Annotated in this window: 22 protein-coding genes and 1 riboswitch; of the genes, 12 read left to right on the top strand and 10 right to left on the bottom strand. The window is 46.0% G+C overall.

Annotation, left to right across the window (positions count from 1 at the left end; all coding sequences use genetic code 11):
- The first annotated feature begins 163 nt into the window (after positions 1-163).
- Entirely contained in the window at positions 164-1,339 is a 1,176-nt protein-coding gene (gene queG, locus BEL05_RS08185; RefSeq protein WP_051413115.1) for a tRNA epoxyqueuosine(34) reductase QueG, read from the top strand.
- 44 nt (positions 1,340-1,383) lie between these two features.
- Here queG and BEL05_RS08180 read toward each other — a convergent pair whose 3' ends face one another.
- The 3 genes from BEL05_RS08180 to BEL05_RS08170 form a co-directional block, all read right to left on the bottom strand.
- Entirely contained in the window at positions 1,384-1,596 is a 213-nt protein-coding gene (locus BEL05_RS08180) for a dodecin (RefSeq protein ID WP_028764206.1), read from the bottom strand.
- Positions 1,597-1,738: 142 nt separating this feature from the next.
- The gene (locus tag BEL05_RS08175; RefSeq protein ID WP_069670853.1) at positions 1,739-3,676 is read right to left on the bottom strand and encodes a TonB-dependent receptor; all 1,938 of its coding nucleotides are present in this window, start codon (positions 3,674-3,676) and stop codon (positions 1,739-1,741) included.
- 99 nt (positions 3,677-3,775) lie between these two features.
- Positions 3,776-3,992, bottom strand: a riboswitch (cobalamin riboswitch).
- Positions 3,993-4,157: 165 nt separating this feature from the next.
- Entirely contained in the window at positions 4,158-4,784 is a 627-nt protein-coding gene (locus tag BEL05_RS08170) for a hypothetical protein (protein ID WP_139151850.1), read from the bottom strand.
- Between the two features lie 232 nt (positions 4,785-5,016).
- Here BEL05_RS08170 and BEL05_RS08165 point away from each other — a divergent pair, with 232 nt between their 5' ends.
- From BEL05_RS08165 to BEL05_RS08155, 3 genes are all read left to right on the top strand, one after another.
- Positions 5,017-5,388, top strand: a complete 372-nt coding sequence (locus BEL05_RS08165; RefSeq protein ID WP_028764204.1) for a BlaI/MecI/CopY family transcriptional regulator — start codon at positions 5,017-5,019, stop codon at positions 5,386-5,388.
- Between the two features lie 2 nt (positions 5,389-5,390).
- Entirely contained in the window at positions 5,391-6,608 is a 1,218-nt protein-coding gene (locus BEL05_RS08160; RefSeq protein WP_069670852.1) for a M56 family metallopeptidase, read from the top strand.
- 276 nt (positions 6,609-6,884) lie between these two features.
- Positions 6,885-9,032, top strand: a complete 2,148-nt coding sequence (locus BEL05_RS08155; protein WP_281179895.1) for a cation:dicarboxylate symporter family transporter — start codon at positions 6,885-6,887, stop codon at positions 9,030-9,032.
- A 48-nt stretch (positions 9,033-9,080) separates the two neighbouring features.
- Here BEL05_RS08155 and BEL05_RS08150 read toward each other — a convergent pair whose 3' ends face one another.
- On the bottom strand, positions 9,081-9,857 hold the full coding sequence (locus BEL05_RS08150) for a CLCA_X family protein (protein ID WP_069670850.1): 777 nt from the start codon (positions 9,855-9,857) through the stop codon (positions 9,081-9,083).
- A gap of 195 nt (positions 9,858-10,052) precedes the next feature.
- Here BEL05_RS08150 and BEL05_RS08145 point away from each other — a divergent pair, with 195 nt between their 5' ends.
- On the top strand, positions 10,053-10,238 hold the full coding sequence (locus tag BEL05_RS08145) for a hypothetical protein (RefSeq protein WP_069670849.1): 186 nt from the start codon (positions 10,053-10,055) through the stop codon (positions 10,236-10,238).
- A 95-nt stretch (positions 10,239-10,333) separates the two neighbouring features.
- On the opposite strand, the gene BEL05_RS08140 is transcribed toward BEL05_RS08145, so the two are convergent.
- Positions 10,334-12,571, bottom strand: coding sequence for an acyl-CoA dehydrogenase (locus tag BEL05_RS08140; RefSeq protein WP_069670848.1), 2,238 nt, complete (start codon positions 12,569-12,571; stop codon positions 10,334-10,336).
- 457 nt (positions 12,572-13,028) lie between these two features.
- Between BEL05_RS08140 and BEL05_RS08135 the strand changes: the two genes are divergently transcribed.
- From BEL05_RS08135 to BEL05_RS08125, 3 genes are read left to right on the top strand one after another with little or no spacing between them, the layout of a single operon-like run.
- Positions 13,029-13,772, top strand: coding sequence for a (Fe-S)-binding protein (locus BEL05_RS08135; protein ID WP_028764198.1), 744 nt, complete (start codon positions 13,029-13,031; stop codon positions 13,770-13,772).
- Positions 13,773-13,781: 9 nt separating this feature from the next.
- Entirely contained in the window at positions 13,782-15,173 is a 1,392-nt protein-coding gene (locus BEL05_RS08130; protein WP_069670847.1) for a lactate utilization protein B, read from the top strand.
- 1 nt (position 15,174) lies between these two features.
- Complete coding sequence (locus tag BEL05_RS08125) at positions 15,175-15,744, top strand: LutC/YkgG family protein (RefSeq protein ID WP_028764196.1); 570 nt, start codon at positions 15,175-15,177, stop codon at positions 15,742-15,744.
- Positions 15,745-15,816: 72 nt separating this feature from the next.
- On the opposite strand, the gene BEL05_RS08120 is transcribed toward BEL05_RS08125, so the two are convergent.
- A complete protein-coding gene (locus BEL05_RS08120) occupies positions 15,817-16,713 on the bottom strand; it encodes a LysR family transcriptional regulator (RefSeq protein ID WP_028764195.1) in 897 nt (298 codons plus the stop codon).
- Positions 16,714-16,825: 112 nt separating this feature from the next.
- Positions 16,826-16,951: a hypothetical protein gene (locus BEL05_RS21285; RefSeq protein WP_259655950.1), complete on the bottom strand. Its 126-nt coding sequence runs from the start codon at positions 16,949-16,951 to the stop codon at positions 16,826-16,828.
- Between the two features lie 131 nt (positions 16,952-17,082).
- Between BEL05_RS21285 and BEL05_RS08115 the strand changes: the two genes are divergently transcribed.
- Positions 17,083-17,388 (top strand): hypothetical protein, encoded by a 306-nt coding sequence (locus BEL05_RS08115; RefSeq protein ID WP_069670846.1) that lies wholly within the window; start codon positions 17,083-17,085, stop codon positions 17,386-17,388.
- Between the two features lie 57 nt (positions 17,389-17,445).
- Here BEL05_RS08115 and BEL05_RS08110 read toward each other — a convergent pair whose 3' ends face one another.
- Positions 17,446-18,363 carry a permease gene (locus tag BEL05_RS08110; RefSeq protein WP_069670845.1) on the bottom strand — a complete coding sequence of 306 codons (918 nt, stop codon included), beginning with the start codon at positions 18,361-18,363 and terminating at the stop codon, positions 17,446-17,448.
- A 121-nt stretch (positions 18,364-18,484) separates the two neighbouring features.
- Here BEL05_RS08110 and BEL05_RS08105 point away from each other — a divergent pair, with 121 nt between their 5' ends.
- Positions 18,485-18,769 (top strand): ArsR/SmtB family transcription factor, encoded by a 285-nt coding sequence (locus BEL05_RS08105; RefSeq protein ID WP_069670844.1) that lies wholly within the window; start codon positions 18,485-18,487, stop codon positions 18,767-18,769.
- 110 nt (positions 18,770-18,879) lie between these two features.
- The gene (ppiC, locus tag BEL05_RS08100; protein WP_028764191.1) at positions 18,880-19,158 is read left to right on the top strand and encodes a peptidylprolyl isomerase PpiC; all 279 of its coding nucleotides are present in this window, start codon (positions 18,880-18,882) and stop codon (positions 19,156-19,158) included.
- Positions 19,159-19,666: 508 nt separating this feature from the next.
- On the opposite strand, the gene BEL05_RS21280 is transcribed toward ppiC, so the two are convergent.
- The gene (locus BEL05_RS21280; protein WP_259651127.1) at positions 19,667-19,798 is read right to left on the bottom strand and encodes a hypothetical protein; all 132 of its coding nucleotides are present in this window, start codon (positions 19,796-19,798) and stop codon (positions 19,667-19,669) included.
- A gap of 220 nt (positions 19,799-20,018) precedes the next feature.
- Complete coding sequence (locus BEL05_RS08095; protein ID WP_069670843.1) at positions 20,019-20,477, bottom strand: hypothetical protein; 459 nt, start codon at positions 20,475-20,477, stop codon at positions 20,019-20,021.
- Between the two features lie 54 nt (positions 20,478-20,531).
- Between BEL05_RS08095 and BEL05_RS08090 the strand changes: the two genes are divergently transcribed.
- On the top strand, positions 20,532-21,120 hold a 589-nt coding region (locus BEL05_RS08090), incomplete at its 3' end, for a site-specific integrase (protein WP_069670842.1).

The raw sequence follows: 21,120 nt of genomic DNA, 5'->3' as shown, positions 1-21,120 counted from the left end.
AGTGCTTTGGCTACTTTTCACAACTTTATCCCACCACTAGACTAAAAAAACAGAGTTTGCCGATACCAAGGTGCTCAAACAATTCAAACCGTATAGGCACCTCTATTTGTCTCACAACACTAAACTGCTATCATAAATGGGTTAATTACCTTGTCTGAATACTATGTCTATACCGTCGCCAATGCACCAAATGCTCAGTCAGCAACAACTCGCTAAGCTAGCCCAACAAATTAAAACATGGGGGAAAGCCTTGGGCTTTGCACAAATTGGCATTTGCGATACCGACCTATCAACGGAAGAGGGGAAATTACAAACTTGGTTAGATAATGGCTACCATGGTGAAATGAACTACATGGCAGCCCACGGCATGATGCGCGCTCGCCCCAATGAGCTTCACCCTGGGACAACTCGGGTAATTTCTGCCCGCATGGATTACCTCCCACCTGAAGCCGGTTTTGCCACCAATTTAAGCGACCCTAACCTGGCCTACATCTCACGTTACGCAGGCGGACGTGACTACCATAAGATGATCCGTAATCGTCTAAAAAAATTGGGACAACAGATAGAAGCTGAGCTTATCGAACTGGGCTTCGCCTCCCCCAACTTTCGCCCATTTGTCGATTCAGCACCGATACTTGAGCGCCCATTGGCCGATAAAGCAGGTTTAGGATGGACGGGTAAACATAGCCTTTTACTCAATCAAGACGCTGGTAGTTGGTTTTTCTTAGGCGAGCTGCTTATCGACGTACCACTCCCCGTCGATATACCGATACAAGAAGAGTGTAATACCTGCGTCGCGTGCATAAAGTCTTGTCCAACCAATGCGATTGTCGAACCTTATGTTGTCGACGGTAGACGCTGCATCTCATACCTAACCATTGAACTTCAAGGCGCTATCCCTGATGAGTTTAGGGCCTTAATAGGCAACCGTATTTACGGCTGTGATGACTGCCAGCTCGTTTGTCCGGTTAATAGTCAAGCACCGATAACCCAAGAAAACGATTTTCATACACGCGATATCTTAAAACAGCCACAGCTCACCACACTGTTTGCATGGTCTGAAGCCGAATTTTTAAGCTATACAGAAGGCAGCGCCATTCGACGTATTGGCCATAAAAGATGGTTACGTAACATAGCTGTGGCCTTAGGTAATGCACCCCATTCGCCAGCCATCATTGACGCGCTACTCAAGCGTCGCAGCAGTGAAGAGGTCGATGAGATGGTCGTCGAACATATTGATTGGGCGTTAACCCAGCAGCAAAGCTCTTGCGCCGCGATTAGTCGTAAAACGGCGCGAGTGATCCGCGCCGTTGAAAAAGGTCTTCCTAGGGATGCATAGGAGCCGCTCACTTTTCGAGCATGTTTTGTACGAATTCAGTGGTTTTAGTCAGGGCTATCTAAGGTAAAGCCCACTTTAACCGTCACCTGCCAATGAGCAATAAGCCCTTCTTCTAAATGGCCGCGTGTTTCTACCACTTGAAACCAGCGTAAATGGTGCAAGGATTGACTGGCTGACGCGATGGCATTCTTTATCGCTTCATCTGAGCTAATGGGCGAAGAACCAACGAGTTCGATGATCTTATAGGTGTGACTCATAGCAATGACCTCTTATACCAATACTTTCATTTGAGTATAGAAAGGAAACCTAACTTTGCCCTATTTGTTCATAGCTCATAGCAAAGGATAGAGAGTCAAAAGCCAGTGCTTGGCACTGGCTTTTCCCTCTTGAACGCGGCGGCTAGAAACGGTAACTGGCCGTCAAACGTACCGCACGGCCAGTGCCTGAATAGTAACCACCGTAATAGACCGCACTTGCGTATTGCTCATCAAACAGATTATCTACCCGCAGGCTAGCCAACCATGCATCACGGGTATAATTAAGTGCTAGGTTAGATAACAGATATGACTCAACTTTTGGATTGTAGTTTCCGTTATCACCACCTTCATAGCGCGAGCCAGTATACAGACCTTCGGCAAATAACTGCCAATGCTGAGCAAAATCAACGCTCAGGTAACCGCGCCCTGTATGCTCTGCAACCCAAGGTAACACCTTACCGTCATTAGCGCCTTCGGTGTACTTAGCATCGATGTAGTGATACTCAAGGCCGACCTGTGTTGAGGTGGTGATCTGCCAGTCCCAATCGGCACTCGCCCCATAACGACGAGATGCATCGGCATTCATGTTAGCTCCACCTTCTGGTGACCACACATAGACAATCTCATCTTCAAGATCTAAGCGATAGGCACTAATGCGCAATGTCTGGCGACTCAGCGTCCAATCCCATCCCGCTTCATAGGAGCGACCTGTCTGTGGATTAAGTCCTTTAACCTCAGGTAAGGTATAAGCTTGTTCATCCACTTTGGCAAAGCGGAAATTATCATCCGCCCGCAGATAGAACCGCTGTGACTTGCTCGGACGATAGTTGATGCCTAACTCAAAGGCACTAGCACTGTTATCGAGTTTATCGCCTTCGGGATAAAGCACTACATCAGTGAGATCATCTTGCACATCACTATAACGCCCACCCACCACATAACTCAGGCTTTGCGTCAGTGGCACATCAGCCTGTACATAAGCACTGAGCAAACGCTGGGTGTTATTGCGCGTGATATAAGCAAGATCATAATCCGCTTTACCCTGGCTAAAATCAGCCCCTGCAACAAGGTTGATGTCACCATTTTCCGTGGAAAACGTTGCCACTGCCTTAGGGTTAAATTCTAATAATGATCGTGTTATCTTGCCCTCATTGCCCCAGCTAATAGAGTTCACATCGGTATCAGCGTAATTAAGATCCGCTGACAGTAACCATTGGCGATTAAGCTGATGTTGGTACCCCGCTCTTACGGCGCTGGTCATCTCATGTTGAATGTCATCAGGATAAAATAAGTTAGCTTGGCGCGGGTTATCGTCAAACTGCTCTTTGGTTAAGGCACCCGCTAACTCACGCTCATTATCATAATAGCTCGTCTCAACGAAGAAACGATCGCCACCATCTTGATACTGCAGGCGCCCTAAAATGGATGCGGTTTGATTGGCATTATGATCGCGGTAGTTGTCACCTTGGTTATAACTGGCTGCTGCATACAGTCGCCATTTGTCATTGATAGCGACAGAAACATCACCCTGACCTTCATAGGTGTCAAAACTCCCGGCAGACACTTGCACACTGCCACCTGTGCTATTAGGCGCCTTAGTGATAATATTAATCACGCCACCGACAGCCTGATCGCCATACAATACACCGGCACTGCCCGACAAAATCTCAACGCGTTCAATTTGATTAAGTGGAATCGAATTAATGCTAGGCGCCGCAATATCGATATTGTTCAGTCGGCGACCATCAATCAAAATCAAGGTGTTATTTGCCGCTTGATCGGCGCTAAAGCCCCGCATAGCAAACACAGCACCAGAGTTTGAATCAGAGAACTGAATCCCGCTTTGACCGCGCAATACATCTGTTAACGTCGTGGCACCACTCATCTCAATCGCAGCAGCATCAATAACATTAACATTGGCAGCAATATTCAGTGGGGTTGATTCATTTCGACCGATAACCGTGATGGTTTCATCAATCTCAATCGCATTGTGGAGGGTTTGTTCAGCCGCATGAAGTGGGGCTGATACCGATAAGATTGCACCGAGTAATACGGCGATTTTTGTAGGTTGTGTACCCATTTACCTTTAACTCCTAAAAGGAAAACGGGGCAAAAGGTCACGACAACATTAAGGCTATTAAAGCCTTGCACTGTCGCATTTCGAGATCTGCCCGCCGAAATCTCAAAATCATCTAAAGGGCCGGTCTCCGGACTGAGGATAGGCATAGCGGCAAGAGCCTTATGCGACAAGATTGGATTTTTTTAACGCTTAAACTCAAGCGCACCCAACTTTCACCTTTCACCGTTGCGGGGGCAGTGCCAGATTTTCACAGGCTTCCCGATTATCCCAAATTAGGTCATTAACACCTAAGGGCACCACAAAAGATTGACTAGAATTTGTTGAACCTTACATCAGGGTTATTCAAGTTATTCAAACTTACATTAACATCAGCGCAAAGAACGCGGGCATTATAGACGTCTACACGTATAAATGTCTAACACCAATATACGGAGCAATAGATAGTTGCGAATATCAGTCAGCTCAATCTATAACACACAGGCTAACGTAGGGTCTTGATATCCGATACCATTTTTACTGGCGGCTCAATTGACAATGACAACTGGGTGGTCGGCGACAGTAACGCTTCACCGCGGGCCGACTGATGCAGTAAAAACAGGTCTTCACTGCCTGATATCACGGTATAGTGACCAATTTCACCCATACCGACTCCTTGACCACTCTTGCCTTTGTGGGTATGCGGCATTTTAGAGCAAGTCAGCATGGCGCTAAAACTCTCTTTGCCCTCAATTTGCGTCGCACCGAGCTTGTTGTACTGCATCTCCCCTTCGCAAACTTGTTGATAGTTGGCGGCGAAAGTATCTAAAAACTCTTCAGGTTCAATTCCATCAGCCATTCCCTTAAAGCCTTGAATGCAATAGAGCGATGACCAACTGGTTAGCATTTCTTGCTGAGGGACAAACTCGGCAGAAAACATGTTGCCACTCTGCTCGCTGTAGGCCAGTCGCCAATCAGTTGGAAAGTGCAAACCAAGTTGTTGCTTAAAGATAGTCAGTTGGTGAGCCGTTGAGGAAGCCGGTAGCGGTTCTGATGCATTGCTCATATTCGTCGTACATAATAAGGCACAACCCATACATGCTATGAATCCATGATATCGAAAAAAGTCCATTTCTACATATCCTTATGATGCGTTTGGTGACAACGACAAAACCGACTAAATCACTTTATTTAATTTGGTTGAAACCAGCAACTTCAACCTATCTGCAGTAGATAATACTACAAAGTCGGCGCTGAACATTTATCTATTTTTAAAAAATAATGTTCCAAACAGGTTGCATTATTAAATTACAAATGTAATCTTAAAGTTAAATTACAATTGTAATCATTAGATGGACAGCGGAATGAAAGAGATAAGTAATGCTGAACTTGCGGTGCTAAACGTTCTTTGGAAAACCTCGCCTATTGGGGCAACTGAGGTTATCGCTGAACTTGCTCATCGTCAGCAAATGCACGAGAAAACAGTCAAAACCTTACTTAACCGTCTTGTAAAGAAATCCGCCATTGGCTTTGAAAAACAAGGGCGTGCCTACCTTTACTATCCGCTTATTGCCCAAAGTGACTACCAACTTAAAGAGAGCCAGTCGTTTATCGAGCGTGTTTTTGCTGGCAAGGTGGCACCACTTGTTGCCGGATTTGCCAAAGAAAACAAGCTTAGTGCAGAAGATATTGCCGAGCTCAAGGCCCTAATCGACAATTGGGAAGAGGAGAAGTAGTCATGCTTAGTTATCTGCTAGAACTCGCGCTCCTTCCTAGCCTGCTTTGTGCCATTTTTTTACTTTCACACTCGGTGCTTCTCAACCGCATTGGTGCCCATAATACTTATGCAATGTGGATAGGGATCCCGCTACTCTTACTTGGCTCAGTGCTAGGCAAGCATATCCCACAATTGATCAGTGCAGAGCCCCTTGCGGTACTGCAACACTACAAGGTGATAGCAAGCGATGCTATCGGCCAAACCTCGACTCTACTCTCAAGCGAAATACTTGTAACGATATGGGGCTTAGGCTCAGCGGCATTAATATCGCTGTTATTTTCTCAAGCCACTAGCCTAAGGCGTCTAGTGGCCAATAGCCATATCATCGCGTTACCAGACGTTGAGGCCAGCATCCGAGTTAAAACCCATATCGATATCCACTCACCTATGTTGGTGGGTCTAATTAATCCCGTTATTTTAGTACCACACAGTTTTAAACAGTTGCAGCCCGCTCAACAGCAAGCGATCGTCGATCATGAGCAGTTTCATCATCGCCGTTATGACATCTTAGCCAATCTGCTTGCTTACCTGCTGGTCACTTTGTTTTGGTTTAATCCGCTTAGCTGGCTAGCTTACCGACGCTTTCGCGATGACCAAGAACTGGCCTGTGATGCCCAAGTCACCCAAACCATGACAACCCCCGAAAAAATTGCTTATAGCCAAACGCTATTAGCTTACTCTCAGCAAGCTCAAATGGGCATGCTACACACACACTATGGAAATAAAACCATCCTCAAGGAGCGGATCATGCAAATGAAAAAGCAACATGGAAAAAGCACATTAGCCATACTCGGACTCACTATGGCGCTGGGTCTCTCAGGCGCACTCATTAACCAAACTGCCAACGCGGGTGATAAACACACGCTTGCACAGCAAAAAGATAGCGTTCATCCAGTAATGCGTATCGAACCCCGTTATCCAATTAAAGCAGCTCAAGATGGGGTTGAGGGCTATGTTCAGCTGCAATTTGATATCAGCAAAAAGGGAAAGGTGAGCAAGGTCTCTGTCATTAAGTCCTCACCCACAGGTGTGTTTGATGCAGAAGCCATAAAGGCGTTAGAACAGTGGACCTACAAACCATCGGCGAAAGGCATGCAAGACGCACAAGTGCAGCTAGATTTTATGCTAGCGCCACCCAAAGCAGAGATAGAGCGCGTAATGGTTACCGCAGAAAAATAGTAAACTAGAATAGTTTGCACCATATTGAAAAGGGGCCGCGATGCTCTTTTTCTGTTACTCGCATACCACGAGCTTCCCTTGCCAGCGCCACTTCCCTACAAGCTGCAACGCCCCACAGAACGTTTGTCTCATCTGTGAAAAGATTCTCTTAATGTTTACTGCGTAAGAACCTATAATAAACAACCAGTAAGCAACACTGTTGCAACAGGCTGTGTCACATTAAGCCGCTTCATCAAATTTCAAACGGAATGACCTGTGTTTAAAAAATTGCTCAAGATGCAAAGCTCCACACAAATGATAGTCGCCATGTTCATCGGATTTGGGGTCGGGTTATTTTTCGGTGAGTCCGTCGGTTGGCTAAGTGGCATTGGGACCAGCGTCATCCTGTTGATGCAGATGACCGTACTCCCCTATATTTTTGTCTCTTTGGTCGGTGGTATAGGCAAACTCAAACGCAGCACAGCTAGTCTTATTTTCAGCCGTGCCGGCGTTATCATGTTACTGCTGTGGCTACTTGCTTTAGTGCTGGTCGCCTTGATGCCACTGTCGTTTCCCTTTGTTGAAACCGCCTCATTTTTTAGTACCAGTATTATCGAACCTACCGCGCCAATTGATTACTTTAAGCTCTACATCCCCTCTAACCCATTCGAGTCGATGGCGTCTGGCTACGTGCCTGCCATGGTGGTGTTTAGTATTGCGATGGGGCTTGCCTTGATTGGTATGGAGGGGGAAAACAAACACCATATTGTCACTGTCATGCACACCTTTGGCGAGATTTTTTCCAAAATAACTCAAGCATTGGTCAAGGTACTGCCTATCGGTATCTTTGCGATGTCAGCCTCTGCGGCAGGCACCATGGGTGTCGATGAATTTGCCAGTATGCAGGTCTACCTCATCAGCTATTTTGCCCTATGTTTGTTACTGGCATTCTGGATTCTGCCTTGGATTATTGCCTCCTTCACGCCCGTGACGTTTGCCCAAGCACTCCGTATTTCAAAATCAAGTGTGGTCACCGCCTTTGCCACAGGCAACATTTTTATCGTGATCCCAGTAATCGTTGAAGAGTGTAAGCAGATAATGCGCGAACATGACAGCCTCAGCGATGACGCCGAAACTCTAATCGAAATTTTGGTCCCTATCGCGTTTACGTTCCCTAATATTGGCAAACTCACGGTGATCTTATTTGTGTTATTTGCTGGATGGTTTAATGGCACCCCCGTTGAGCTAAGCGCAATTCCCTCGCTGTCGGTCAGTGGTTTGCTGTCGTTATTTGGCAGTGTATATGTTGCAATTCCCTTTATGCTCGACCTAGTTCACCTCCCCCAAGACCTGTTCCAACTGTTTGTGATGTCAGGTTTTATCACAGGAAAGTTCAACTCTATTGCCGCCGTAATGAACCTGTTTGCCCTGACTCTGCTAACCGTGGCTTTATTTGAAAAACGCCTTAGCTTACGGCCACCTCAATTGATAAAAATGAGCCTTGGTGTGGCAGGTAGCGTTCTACTAACCATAGTCATCTGCCGTATTGGTATGGGATTATTTATCCATAGCCCTGAGATCACCAGCGGCGTTATTGCTAATATGCAAGTCGCAGACAAAGTGCCAACTCTAGTCAAAAAGCAGTTCCCTGTTGTCGGACAAACCCCTAGCAGCCCTATAGCAACGATTAAGATGATCCGCGAACGTGGCGTGCTTAAGGTCGGTTACATCCCAAGCAATGTGCCTTTTAGTTACTACAATAACGCTGGTCAACTCGTGGGGTTTGACAGTGCAATGGCCAGTAAGCTAGCAGAAGATTTAGGGGTCAAAGTGGAGTTTATTCCCTTCGATAAAGATCAATTATCTGCGGCGCTAAAAGCGGGCTTCTTTGATGTAGCAATGTCGGGGCTTGCCATGGACATAGCACAAATGGATAAGCTTTCTTATACCGAGCCAGTGCTCAAACTCAACCTAGCCATCGCCACCAAGGATCATAACGTCACCAGTTTTAAGAGTGCCCAGTCAATTATGGAGATGCAAAACACCACCATCGCCTATGTTGAGCACAGCGATATCATTAAGGAAGCAAAGGCTTTTTATCCCAATCTCAAGTTTGTCCAAATCGATGGCTATAAAAACTTCTTTAGGCAAAAAGGTGATAAATATGATGCGGTTGTGATCAGCGCAGAAGCGGGATCGGCCTGGAGTTTGTTCTTTCCCGGCTATGGCATCGCTATCTTAGAAAACAAAGTGCAATACCCCGTTGCCTATGCTGTGGCTCAAGATAATCAATCACTACTTAATTACATCAATAACTGGCAAAAACTGCGCAAAGTCGATGGGCACCAAGACCGACTGTATGACTATTGGATGCTAGGAAAAGGCGCTAGCGAGGTCAAACCTCGCTGGTCTATCATTCGCGATGTACTGCATTGGGTTGAGTAAAGCCGTAACAAGATTTAGTGTTATTGAGCGTCTTTCAATAACACTGAACTAACGATTCAACGCGGCGCCTAGCGGAGCAAAATAGTCAATTAAACGGCTAAAAATCTCAACACGATGCCTCTCACTCGGATAACCGCCAGCATGGGCCAACTTGGAGTCCAAGGTTTCATTAACCAAATAGGGGTTGCTTATATCGCTGTAAGACTCAATACAGGCCTCAAATGCACGTGCCATTAGCTCAGTAGGTTTAGAGAAGTATTGCCGTCCAAACTGTCTATCTAATGCAACGGCACGCGTCACAAACTCATGGCAATCCTCACTATCCGCGCTCAACAATGTTGTTGCAAATACCTGTGACAAACGCCTGTTTAACGGATGCTCAATAAGTTGACTGTCGCTTAACCAAGCACTGCTGGCAAACGCCGCGCCCCCTGGTTTAATATGAAAAGCTTTCGGGGCAATGTAATGGTCAAACGCATGCCAAAACTCATGCGCAAGCGCGCCCGCTCCCGCATTTTTCGCAAGTGCCAACTCCCGATGTGCGGGGATATAGTGGGCTTGTACCCCCTGCTGTCCCCCAGTGCCAAAGGCCAAATTTAAGGTTTGTCTCAACCCAAGAGCATGAGGGGGGCACTGTAAAATACAGGCAAGATCGGCCAGAGCATCGAAAATTAGATTGGCAGCTTTGTGTTTTTCCACCTCTTCAACCCAACTGCCAATGCGAATATGATTGATGCCAAAAGTATGTTTGATATCGGCAAAGCTGACCTGTTCACCAAGGCGGTAGTCTGGTCCACTGCGTTTATAGTCTCGTCGTTTTAACACGTCAGCCCCACCTCCTTATCCATACTCATCTGGGTAACAAACACTTTGCGCAGCTAGCCCATTGTTCAACTTGTGGCATCAGTCGTTGTCACCGTTTTACGCATTATCCATGATTTTACCTTTTCGGTTCAATTGTCGTTCAGCTTTGCTGACGTATACTTGTCAGCAATTCGAAGCATAGATGGGAGCAACACAATGAGACTATTTACCTTATGGACCGTTATCGTCATGATGAGCACCCTAGTTGTCGCGTTATCGGGAACCATTCATTGGCCGATGCTAGCCACTATTTTTGCAGCCATGAGTTTAGGGCTTTTAATCATGGTAAATATTGGCAAAATAGCCGATCAGCATTTTGTCGATTTTTGCTCTCCCCATTAATCGCCCCTAGCCCACAGAGCTCAACGAATCACAAGTATAAAAAAGCCGTCAAAAAGACGGCTTTTTATCATTTAATCGTTATCAATCACCCGTGTTTAGTTAGCGATTTTCAGCTCGGCTCTCTCATCAACAAGGTTCATATCAAAATCAAACTCATCGACACGAATCGCACGTTCACGCTTAAGGTTGTAGTCCAACAACTGCTTGTGCTCACCATTAGAGATAACCTTAGCTGCAAATGCATTATCAAGGGTTAGTGCGAACTTCACACCCGCCTTAAACTCGCGTGCTTTAAGGCCTTTCTTCACTTTTGCGAGTAATGGCAAACAAGCGATTTTAGCCAAATACGCTTGCTCATTAATATAGTTACCATCACCCGCTACCGGCTTAACTAAATGGGTTAACTGACGTTTAAACTCTGTATTGAGCTGCGCTTGGTGGGCAAGCTCTCTAACCAGATCATCATTCACCTTCTTCATCTTAGGTGAATAAGTCACAGTGATCAGTTTCATAAACTGACGAGTCGGTGCCGACGGGAAGTTGTCGAGAAAATCCAGCAAGGCTTTTTCTGCATTACACAAAGCCCAGCGGGTTGCATAGTGGAAATAAGGCGTCGCTTGGCTACGCTGCTCGGCAGAGACTTTTTGCTCATAGTAGCGAATCGATGCCATTGCGGCATACAGGTAACTCATCACGTCACCCAAACGGGCAGATAACATCTCTGCCTGCTTGAGCTTGCCACCCAAAACTAATAAAGAGAAATCAGCATAAACGGCCAGTTTAGAGGCTAGCTTATGCACTGACTTTTCGTAATCAACCACTTCTGGTAGGGTCGACTTAGCGCCCGCAGTAAAAGGTAACAAGCCTAAACGGAAAGCACGCAAGCTGTTGCCAACGCTGTAACCCACGGTTTGTCTAAAGATACGATTAAAGGTCTTATCCGCATCTTTCTCATCGCTATGAATCGACTCCACCATATTTTGCAGGTACGGATGGCAACGCATCACACCTTGACCAAAAATCATTAAGTTACGGGTCAGAATGTTAGCCCCTTCAACCGTAATCGCAATAGGCTGTGCCACATAGCCAGAGGCTAAGGTGTTTTGTGGACCACGCTGAATCGCCTTGCCCGCTTGAATATCCATCGCAGAATTGAGTACATCACGTCCAATTTCTGTCATGTGATACTTGGCGATAGCCGTAACAACAGAAGGCTTTAATCCTAGGCCTAGCCCTTCGGTCGTTAACACGCGCATCGCTTCTTGCAGGTAGGTTTTACCCGCAATATCGGCTAACTTTTCTTGAATACCTTCAAATTTACCAATCGATAAACCAAACTGCTCACGCACGGCAGCATATTCAGCAGATGACTTAAAAGAGGCTTGGCTTACAGATACGCCTAACGCGGGCAGTGAGATACCGCGGCCCGCACCTAGACACGCAACCAACATCTGCCAACCGCGACCAATGTTTTTCTGACCACCAATGATAAAGTCCATCGGAATAAACACGTTTTCACCACGAGTCGTTCCGTTATAGAAACGGCATCCCATTGGATCATGGCGATTACCCAGTTGCACACCTGAATGAGCCTTAGGGATCAATGCACAGGTAATACCTAACTGCTCTTTACCGCCTAGCAAGCCTTGTGGGTCTTCTACTTTAAACGCTAAGCCCAATACCGACGCGATAGGCGCAAGCGTAATATAGCGCTTGTCCCATGTGACAGATAAACCAAGCACTTGTTCACCTTGGTACTCTCCCATGGTCACAGTGCCGATATCTGGAATACCGCCCGCATCTGAACCCGCTTCAGGGCTAGTTAGTGCAAAGCAAGGGATCTCTAAACCGTTAGCCAGACGTGGCAGCCAGAAGTCACGCTGCTCATCAGTACCGTAATGCATTAACAGTTCGCCAGGGCCTAATGAGTTAGGCACCATCACAGTCACGGCCACAGCAGAACTTTTAGCAGCAATCGTGGCAACAATCGTTGAATTAGCATACGGGCTAAATTCTAGGCCGCCGTATGATTTAGGGATAATCAACGAAAAGAATTTATTCTCTTTTAAGAAAGTCAGAATATTCTCTGGCAGGTGCAGCGCATTTTGCAGCTCAAAATCATCAACCATTTCAATCAAGGTTTGCACAGGACCATCAAGGAAGGCTTGCTCTTCTGCAGATAAGGTCGCCCCCGGCACTGCACGCAATGCATCAAAGTCAGGAATACCTTGGTAAATGGAACCTTCTAGCCAAACATCACCGGCATCGAGTGCTTCTTGTTCTGTGGTAGAAATACTCGGTAGTACTTTTTTAAATGTTGTTCTAATACTCATCTTTCAGACTCATCCGACCAGGAAACTTATGTGCATTACGTCACAAAAAATGAATTAGATCAAACATTCTAAGCATAAAAAAACGCGTTATTTTACAGTTACAAACCAATTTCAAAATTATCTATATGCTTTTCATAAAGTTACACGTGTACGCTCAAATAAAAAATTTAAACAAGCGTTTCATATTATTGTTTGAAAAAAAGCGTTATCTCATTTTTCTAGCGAAGAAATGTGGCCTGCAAAATGACAAATATTGAGTATTGGCACTATTTCATTATTGGAAAAATGCGTTTCTATATTTGCTAAATTAGCACTACTTATTATGTGGATATACGCTTAAATTATCAGCACGAATATACCCTGCAAAATGGGATGATTTCTCCCTTATGAGTGGGCACCAAGACCCAAAGGACCCGATCATAAGATCCCATGCAGCTAGCTAATAAGAGAACGCTACATGAAGATTGCATTGTTCATCCCTTGCCTAGTTAATCAAATGATGCCTCACGTCGGCATCGCTACTGTTGAGCTACTCGAAAAGCTTGGTCACCAAGTCATTTTGCCAAAAGGACAAACTTGCTGTGGTCAGCCAATGACTAACTCAGGTTGTTTTGATGAAGCTAAAAAAACTACTCTGAAACTACTCAACGCATTTAAAGGTGTTGAGTGTGATGCCATCGTCTGTCCAGCGGCCTCATGCCTAGTTGCTGCCAAAGAAAATTTCCATGAGTTTGATGCAAGCCCTGAAGCTCAGGCGGTTATCGATAAGCTGTATGAACTGACCGAATTTCTCCATGATGTGGCGCCAATTGCTGCATTCAACAAACCGTTTAATCACAAAATCAGTCTACAACTAAGCTGCCATGGCATTCGTATGCTCGACCTAGCCACACCGAGCGAGCAGATGGGACCGCGTACCAACAAAGTGGAAGCCGTACTTAAAGCTATCCCGAGTATTGAAATCGTCTACCCAGGTCGTTACGACGAGTGCTGTGGATTCGGTGGCACCTTTGCCGTCGATGAAGGTGCGGTGTCAGCCAAAATGGGCAAAGACAAGGCTCAAGCACATGCGGAAACCGGCGCAAAATATGCGGTGGGCTTTGATCCCTCATGCTTGCTTCACTTAGACGGCATGATGAGACGCCAGAAGCTGCCGATCGAAACCTTACACATTGCCCAAGTCATCAACGCTGCACTCTAGGAGAAACATATGTCTACGAATCATTCATCAGCCATAGGCTCAGCAGTGCATGCAAAAAAAGCAGAAATATTTTGCCGCGACGAAGCACGCGTAGATTGGCATTCCAAAGCACTTTGGATGCTACGTGAAAAGCGTGATCGCGCCGCAGCGAGCCTACCAGAATGGGAACAACTGCGTCAGTTAGGTTCAGAGCTAAAACTGCATACCCTGACTAATTTAGGCCACTATCTAGAAGAGTTTGAAAAGAACTGCCTCGACAATGGCATTTTGGTGCATTGGGCTAAAGATGGCGTTGAGCATAACCAGATCGTCCACAAAATCTTAGCGGCTAAACAAGTGAAAAAGCTGGTTAAGTCAAAATCGATGTTGACCGAAGAGTGCCACCTCAACCCATACCTTGAGAGCCAAGGTATTGAGGTGATCGATACCGACTTAGGCGAACGCATTATCCAGCTCGCTGGCATGCCGCCATCGCACATTGTAGTGCCCGCTATCCACATGAAGAAAGAGGAAGTGGGCGACCTATTCCATGAGCAACTTGGCACAGAAAAAGGCGCGTCCGATCCGCTCTACCTGACCCGCGCCGCCCGCGCTCACCTACGCGAGCAGTTCCTCTCTGCAGATGCTGCTATGACAGGTGTGAATATGGCCATTGCCAACAAAGGCGCAGTGGTGGTGTGTACCAACGAAGGTAATGCAGATATGGGGGCTAACTTACCTAAACTGCAACTGCACTCCATGGGGATAGACAAAATTGTCCCTGACTTAGACAGTGCCGCGGTATTATTGAGAACCTTAGCACGTAACGCTACTGGCCAGCCAATTACCACCTATAGCTCGTTCTATCGTGGTCCTCAGACCGATGGTGAAATGCACATTATCATCGTTGATAATGGTCGTACCGAGATGCTGCAAGACAAGATTTTAGCCGAATCACTCAAGTGTATCCGCTGCGGTGGGTGTCTCAATACCTGCCCAGTCTATCGACGTTCGGGTGGTTACAGCTACAACTACACCATCCCAGGCCCTATCGGTATTGCTGTCGGTGCACAAAATGATGACACCAATTCAATTCCATGGGCCTGTACACTCTGCGGCAGCTGTTCATACGTTTGCCCAACTAAAGTCCCGCTGGATAAGATCATCCATCACCACCGTCGTCTCAAGGCACAAGCCGGTAAACTGCCGTATGGCAAACGCAGTTACATGCCACTTGTGGGTAACTTCATGGCCAGCGAAACCATGCTCAACTGCTCCATGAGTGTCGCGCGCACAGCACTAAGAGTATTACCAGGTTCGATACTTAAGCCTTTCTCTGGAGCGTGGGGCAAATACCGCGAGTTACCAGTAGCCCCCAGCTCCAGTTTCGAAACTTGGTTCAACAAAAATAGAGGTCAATAAGATGTCGAGTAAACAATCTATCTTAAACGCGCTTAAAAAAGTGGCTGTTGAACCCCAGGCGCTTCCCACATTTGATGTTGCTCCGCGCATTGATGATGTCATTGCTCAGTTTGAAACTAATCTAAATACGGTTGCTGGCACATTGCACAAAACCGGAGGCGTCGAGGCTCTGCAAGCCCATATTGATGAGTTAACTGCTCAGGGCAAACAAGTGATCTCGACAACCGATGGCATAAAGGGTAATCGTGCAGTCCCCGGGACTGCTCATCAACTGCGCGATATCGATTACGCAGTCATTCCTGGTGATTTAGCCGTAGCTGAAAATGGCGCGATATGGGTTAACAATAAAAATTTGGGCCATCGGGTCACGCCTTTTATCTGTGAGAACCTATTTTTAGTGATTAAGGCTGACACTGTGGTAGCTAACCTCCATGAGGCAATTAATCAAATCGGTTTGGAACAAGGGGAGTTTGGTGTGTTCATCGCTGGCCCTTCAAAAACCGCCGACATTGAGCAGGCCTTAGTCGTGGGTGCTCATGGTGCTTGTAGTTTAAACGTTTACTTAATCTAGTCCGGTCAAATTCAACCCTTTTAGCAGCCTCTATCTGCCTGATGCCACCGTCTATGCGGTGGCTTTTTTTTGCTAGTCGTCCAATAAACCCGATGCGTATTCACACATAAAATCAATAAACAGTTTCACCTTCAAGGGTTGTTGACTACGTTGATGGTAGAGCAGAGAGATCCTGCGTTGCTCTCCGTGCCATTGAGGCAAAACTTTGACCAGTTGGCCTGTAGCTAGTTGTGGCCGAGCAAACAGTTCTGGCCCATACAAAATACCGCCATCATCCACTGTCGCCTTAATCGCGCCATACAGATCGCCCAGTGTCAGCTTAGCTGGCCCCTCGTAATAGAAACTCTCGCCGCTAGTATGCTTCATTGACCAATTAAACAGTGGCCAAACCTTAATCAGCGCGTGTTGATTAAGCTGATCAGGGTGAGACAAATCGCCCGCTGCGCCTAAATAGCCAGGCGATGCAAACAGGCCATAATGGAGTACACCCAGTGATTTTGACACCCAAGATGAGTCGGGTTGAGCGCCGCCAACAATTGCGACATCGACACCTTCGTCAATCAGATCTATGGTGCTATTGTTTTGCGTTATATGTATTTGAATGTCTGGGTATTTCTTAGAGAAAGCGTTAATCACCTCCATGAAAATCATCGAAATAATGGACACGGGAGCCGCAATTCTTAACGTTCCCTCAGGCTTTTCAATGCGCGTATCACAGCAGCTATCAAAATGCGCCACCGCATCCTGATAACGACCAAACAACTCACTGCCTTCCTCGGTTAGCCGCAGCTTCCGCGTACTACGCATGATGAGCTGGGTATCTAAAATCCCCTCAAGCTTAGTCAATTTGCGACTCACGGTTGCAATAGGGATCCCTAGCTCTTTAGCAACTTGAGAAAAACCACCAGTATTTACAAGATGAACAAACAGATGGATAAGCTCCAGTTCAGTGCCTAGACCACGCGCCATTTAAGCTAACCCCATACCAGTGATAAAAAAGAGAGTGAAATTATAGCAAAGCCGTCCGTCTCAAACAGGTCCACCTCACCATTAAGCCTGCGCTCAATCAATAAATCGCTAATTAACTTATGTAGTCCATAGACAAGGCTAACTTTTCGCTATCGGCATAACAGGCCCAGCGACCATTATTGCCAGTAACGACACAGTCTCCCCAACAGTTATTAGCAATGGTAATAATCACAACCAACCTTACCCCCTTAATTTAGCAATGGTTAACGCGCGAGTTTTTTAGCTAAAAACTGGACATGGTTAAATTTACATCGCAATATAAATGTGACGCAGATCACATCAAATTATAAGAAAGGAAGAAGGCAAATAATGAATAAAATAATCCCTACGGCGACCCTATTACTCTCATCAATACTTTCCAGTGCAGCTTACGCCCACTTCACCACCGTCGAATGTAACGACTGCTCTGTGGCAGCCGCGCATCAGCAAGCAACTCAAACCATCGTTGAGCAAGATAAAGATGTTATCTATGTTGTTGACTTTGTGAACAATAGCGTTAATAAGTTCCAGCAAAATGGCGATACAGTCACGGCAACAGCCATGACACTGTCAGAAAAGATTCGCATCAATAATCACTATGAACATCAACGCGCATATCTGCGGTCAGCCAACTAAAAGAGAAGGGTCTTCGCGATGAAGACCCTTTGCGATTAAACATAGCTTGTTGCCTGCTCAGCTGAACACAAAGTAATAGAGGTAGCCCGCACCGATAGCCATACCTAGTATTACCGTTAAAAAGGCCATTATCATCTGGTGCTTAAATATCGATTTCAATAAGATCACTTCGGTTAGGCTCGCGCCAGCACTGCCAATAATCAAGGCCATCACAGCACCTAAGCCCATCCCTTTGGCTGCAAGTGCAGCGCTTAATGGAATGACAGCTTCAGCTCGAATATAAAGAGGAATACCTATGACTGCAGCAATTGGGACAGCAAAAGGATTACTATCACTCGCCACTCGGGCAATAAATTCCGTTGGCATAAAGCCATAGATTATTGAACCTAGCGCGATGCCCACCAGTAAATAGGGCAACACCTTTTTAAAGTCTTGCCAAGTTGATAACCAAATTTTCATCCATTTATTCGGTTTGGCTTTCCTGCCACCACACTGGCTGCCACATCTTGATGACTGAGTTGTCATATAAGCGTCAGCTTTTACATAACGCTCAAAACCGAACTTATCCAGCAGATATCCGGCCAACACAGACACCCCCATCGCAACAGCAAAGTAAAACAGCGTCACTTTTAGACCAAAGGTTACCGCAAAAAGCCCGATAATAACCGGATTAAGTAGCGGGCTGGCAAACAGAAATACCATCATAGTGCCAAAACCCGCTTTTGCTCTAAGCAAGCCTTTTAAGAAGGGGATCGTCGAACAGGAACAAAATGGCGTTATCGCCCCTAAGAACCCCGCAATCAAGTAGCCACGCCCCTTTTTCGAGCTTAGTATCTGCTCTATTTTGCTCGGTGGAATATAATACTGCAACACGCCTACCAGATAGCTAATGGCCAAAAATAACAACGTGAGCTCCACAGCTAAAAATAGGAACATGTTTAACGTGTCCTGTAACATCTCGGCAGTTATGTCCATCTTTCACCCTTAAAACTATATTTCCAGAATATTCGAAATATAAATCTAGCAACTATTCATGTCAATATATTTCTGTTATTCTCGAAATATAGAAATTAAGCACTAAAATGCAAAGGCAGTCATGGAACTTGAATTCGCAGCAAAAGCATTAAAAGAACTGGGCCACCCAACACGCCTGATGATATTTAAGCATTTAGTTAAACATGGCTATCAAGGATTACCTGTTGGAGAGATACAAGAAGCGTTATCCATTCCTGGCTCAACCCTGTCACACCACATCTCCAGCCTTGTCGCTGCGGGCTTAGTCACGCAGCGGCGCGATGGACGAATACTCTTTTGCGTGCCGCAATTTGAAACACTTCAAGGTGTGATCGATTTTCTTCAAGATGAGTGCTGTACCCAATAGCCAAATGTTCTCTTTCTGCCCCTCAACTAAAATCCGTTTGGGCGAGAGCGAACTGGCACAGTATAATGACCGCATTAAGGTCCAACATATTAGCCAAGAGGCATAACCAGATGGCAAGAACCGCAGCGGCGCTTCATATCCTCGTCAAGCACAAAGAGCAGGCAGAAGAGATCATTAAGCAACTTAATAAAGGGGCTAAATTCGACCTACTTGCTAAGAAACATTCGACCTGTCCGTCAGGCAAGAAAGGCGGTAGCTTAGGCGAGTTCAAAAAAGGGCAAATGGTACCCCCCTTCGATAAGGTCTGTTTTAGTGGTGAGCTAATCACGCCGCATCTGGTTAAAACCAAGTTCGGCTGGCACGTGGTTAAAGTGTTGTACAGAACATAAATCAACCAGCCCAATTGCTGACAATGGTTACGTGACGTGAATGGATTCACAAATGCCACGATGACATGGACGTCAAAATAGCGGTCATGCCATCAACGCCCGCAGCCGCATCTGTACCGAGTTATCACGCTCTTCGATTTGACCTTTCGGGATAAATCGGCCAATCAAAAGTTAAATCGTTTGTGGACAAAAATAAGCTGGCCTTCGAATGAAGGTGTTGGCATTTTTTTGTGGTTTAACATTTGGCAGTATTGGTTTTTATTTCGCTGACGGTAGCGTTGACTTTCATTGTTTTGAATTGCTTGCAGCAGGCCCCACGTGCAAACACATTTGTATGCCTCAGAAGGTCACAACTGTGTTCGCACCGAGTTTTCTATCTCTTCGATTTGACCTTGCTGCTACCACTTGGGCAATCACAAGTTAAATCGTTTCTGGACAAAAGTGTGTTTGCCTTGAAATGAAGGTGTTGGCATTTTTGGCTTGTAACATTTGACGAAGTTGTTTTTATTTATTGATGGTAGCGTTGACTTTCATTGTTTTGAATTGCTTGCAGCAGGCTATTCGTGCAGGTACTTCTGTGACACGCCGCAAGTACGTTCCCTGTAGGCTCTGCCGTGACATCCATGTCACGGAAGGCCACAGCCACACCTACACCGAGTTTTCATTCTCTTCGATTTAGCCTTATTAGTATGACTTAGGCAATCAGAAGTTAAATCGTTTTTGGACAATTCCGAGTTAAAGTCTTAACTCTAACCTGTCAGTTTCGGATAAAAATTTCTATGGGATAACGCCGCCAGCACGTGCGGCTTTGTAGTGAAGGCGAAGCCGCAACGGAAAAGCCGTCGCTGTGGCTGGCCTTGTTAAGAGGCTGGACCTTCAATTCGGAGCCAACCTTGCTGTTCACAATACTTTGCAAATTCTTGGTAATTTTCATTAATCCACATTTCGTCCGGGTGATCATGAAACCCCAAAATACCTACATTTCCATCTCTGATTTCAAAGTTGATGCAAACACGTATACCCTTTTGAGTAAGATTACCTTGATCTGAAAAGTCGGTAACAACGTGCTTATCCATTAGAACTACTGGATCAGAGGCTATTTCAATGGCACGCAAACTAATGCTGCGATAATTCTTGGGCAGAACAGAGATGAGCTTGAATGCATCTGCACGCTTCCAGAACATATTGCCTCTTAACGCTTCAATATGGGGCGCGCGCTGTTTGCGCGTCCCAGCCCAACTTGTTGGGCGAACATAATTGACTTGTTGAACGAAGCCGCTATGCGGCAGAAGAGATAAAAGGACTCTTTCCTTGCTCATCCTAAATACTTTCTAGTAGCGACCTGCCTTGGTCGTAACCCTAGGAGTATTGTCATGAACACATCCGAACAACAACGCTTTGATTTTCTTTATGAACAACATCTTACCAACTTAACACTGCAAGGCAAGCGACCCGCTACCATCGATGCCTATAGCCGAGCAGTTCGGCGTATTGCTGCTTACTTTGACTGTTGCCCTGATAACCTGAGCACCGACGATTTGAAGCGCTACTTTGCTCAACTGATAGCGTCCCACTCATGGAGCACGGTTAAGCTCGACCGTAACGGCCTACAGTTTTTCTATCGCCATGTGCTCTACCAACACTGGGAGTGGCTCAACATCGTCAAGCCGCCACAGGTAAAACGCTTGCCTGATATTCTTACGCCTTGTGAAGTCGCCATCGTTATCAGCCTCACCCGTCAGTTGCGATACCAGGTCTTTTTTCTAACCTTGTACGGTATGGGACTCCGCCTTGGTGAGGGCATATCTTTGCAAGTTGGGGATATCGATTCACAGTTAATGCAGGTGCATATCCGTAATGCTAAAGGGGGTAAAGATAGACTGGTGCCGTTGCCTAAACGTACTTTGCTAGCACTGCGGTATTACTGGCAAACCCATCGCCATCCGCGTTATCTATTCCCGG

This window comes from Shewanella colwelliana, assembly GCF_001735525.1.
Taxonomy (GTDB): Bacteria; Pseudomonadota; Gammaproteobacteria; order Enterobacterales; family Shewanellaceae; genus Shewanella; species Shewanella colwelliana.
The sequence above is the reverse complement of the archived record's forward strand: the minus strand, read 5'-3'. Positions and strand labels throughout refer to the sequence as shown.

Excerpts from the sequence above, each read along its gene's own strand:
- BEL05_RS08170 (WP_139151850.1), bottom strand. The coding sequence starts at position 4,784 with ATGGACTTTTTTCGATATCATGGATTCATAGCATGTATGGGTTGTGCC.
- BEL05_RS08180 (WP_028764206.1), bottom strand. The coding sequence starts at position 1,596 with ATGAGTCACACCTATAAGATCATCGAACTCGTTGGTTCTTCGCCCATT.
- BEL05_RS08125 (WP_028764196.1), top strand. The coding sequence starts at position 15,175 with ATGTCGAGTAAACAATCTATCTTAAACGCGCTTAAAAAAGTGGCTGTT.
- BEL05_RS08135 (WP_028764198.1), top strand. The coding sequence starts at position 13,029 with ATGAAGATTGCATTGTTCATCCCTTGCCTAGTTAATCAAATGATGCCT.
- BEL05_RS08165 (WP_028764204.1), top strand. The coding sequence starts at position 5,017 with ATGAAAGAGATAAGTAATGCTGAACTTGCGGTGCTAAACGTTCTTTGG.
- BEL05_RS08130 (WP_069670847.1), top strand. The coding sequence starts at position 13,782 with ATGTCTACGAATCATTCATCAGCCATAGGCTCAGCAGTGCATGCAAAA.
- ppiC (WP_028764191.1), top strand. The coding sequence starts at position 18,880 with ATGGCAAGAACCGCAGCGGCGCTTCATATCCTCGTCAAGCACAAAGAG.
- BEL05_RS08160 (WP_069670852.1), top strand. The coding sequence starts at position 5,391 with ATGCTTAGTTATCTGCTAGAACTCGCGCTCCTTCCTAGCCTGCTTTGT.
- BEL05_RS08115 (WP_069670846.1), top strand. The coding sequence starts at position 17,083 with ATGAATAAAATAATCCCTACGGCGACCCTATTACTCTCATCAATACTT.
- BEL05_RS08110 (WP_069670845.1), bottom strand. The coding sequence starts at position 18,363 with ATGGACATAACTGCCGAGATGTTACAGGACACGTTAAACATGTTCCTA.
- BEL05_RS08120 (WP_028764195.1), bottom strand. The coding sequence starts at position 16,713 with ATGGCGCGTGGTCTAGGCACTGAACTGGAGCTTATCCATCTGTTTGTT.
- BEL05_RS08175 (WP_069670853.1), bottom strand. The coding sequence starts at position 3,676 with ATGGGTACACAACCTACAAAAATCGCCGTATTACTCGGTGCAATCTTA.
- BEL05_RS08095 (WP_069670843.1), bottom strand. The coding sequence starts at position 20,477 with ATGAGCAAGGAAAGAGTCCTTTTATCTCTTCTGCCGCATAGCGGCTTC.
- BEL05_RS08155 (WP_281179895.1), top strand. The coding sequence starts at position 6,885 with ATGCAAAGCTCCACACAAATGATAGTCGCCATGTTCATCGGATTTGGG.
- BEL05_RS08105 (WP_069670844.1), top strand. The coding sequence starts at position 18,485 with ATGGAACTTGAATTCGCAGCAAAAGCATTAAAAGAACTGGGCCACCCA.
- queG (WP_051413115.1), top strand. The coding sequence starts at position 164 with ATGTCTATACCGTCGCCAATGCACCAAATGCTCAGTCAGCAACAACTC.
- BEL05_RS08140 (WP_069670848.1), bottom strand. The coding sequence starts at position 12,571 with ATGAGTATTAGAACAACATTTAAAAAAGTACTACCGAGTATTTCTACC.
- BEL05_RS08145 (WP_069670849.1), top strand. The coding sequence starts at position 10,053 with ATGAGACTATTTACCTTATGGACCGTTATCGTCATGATGAGCACCCTA.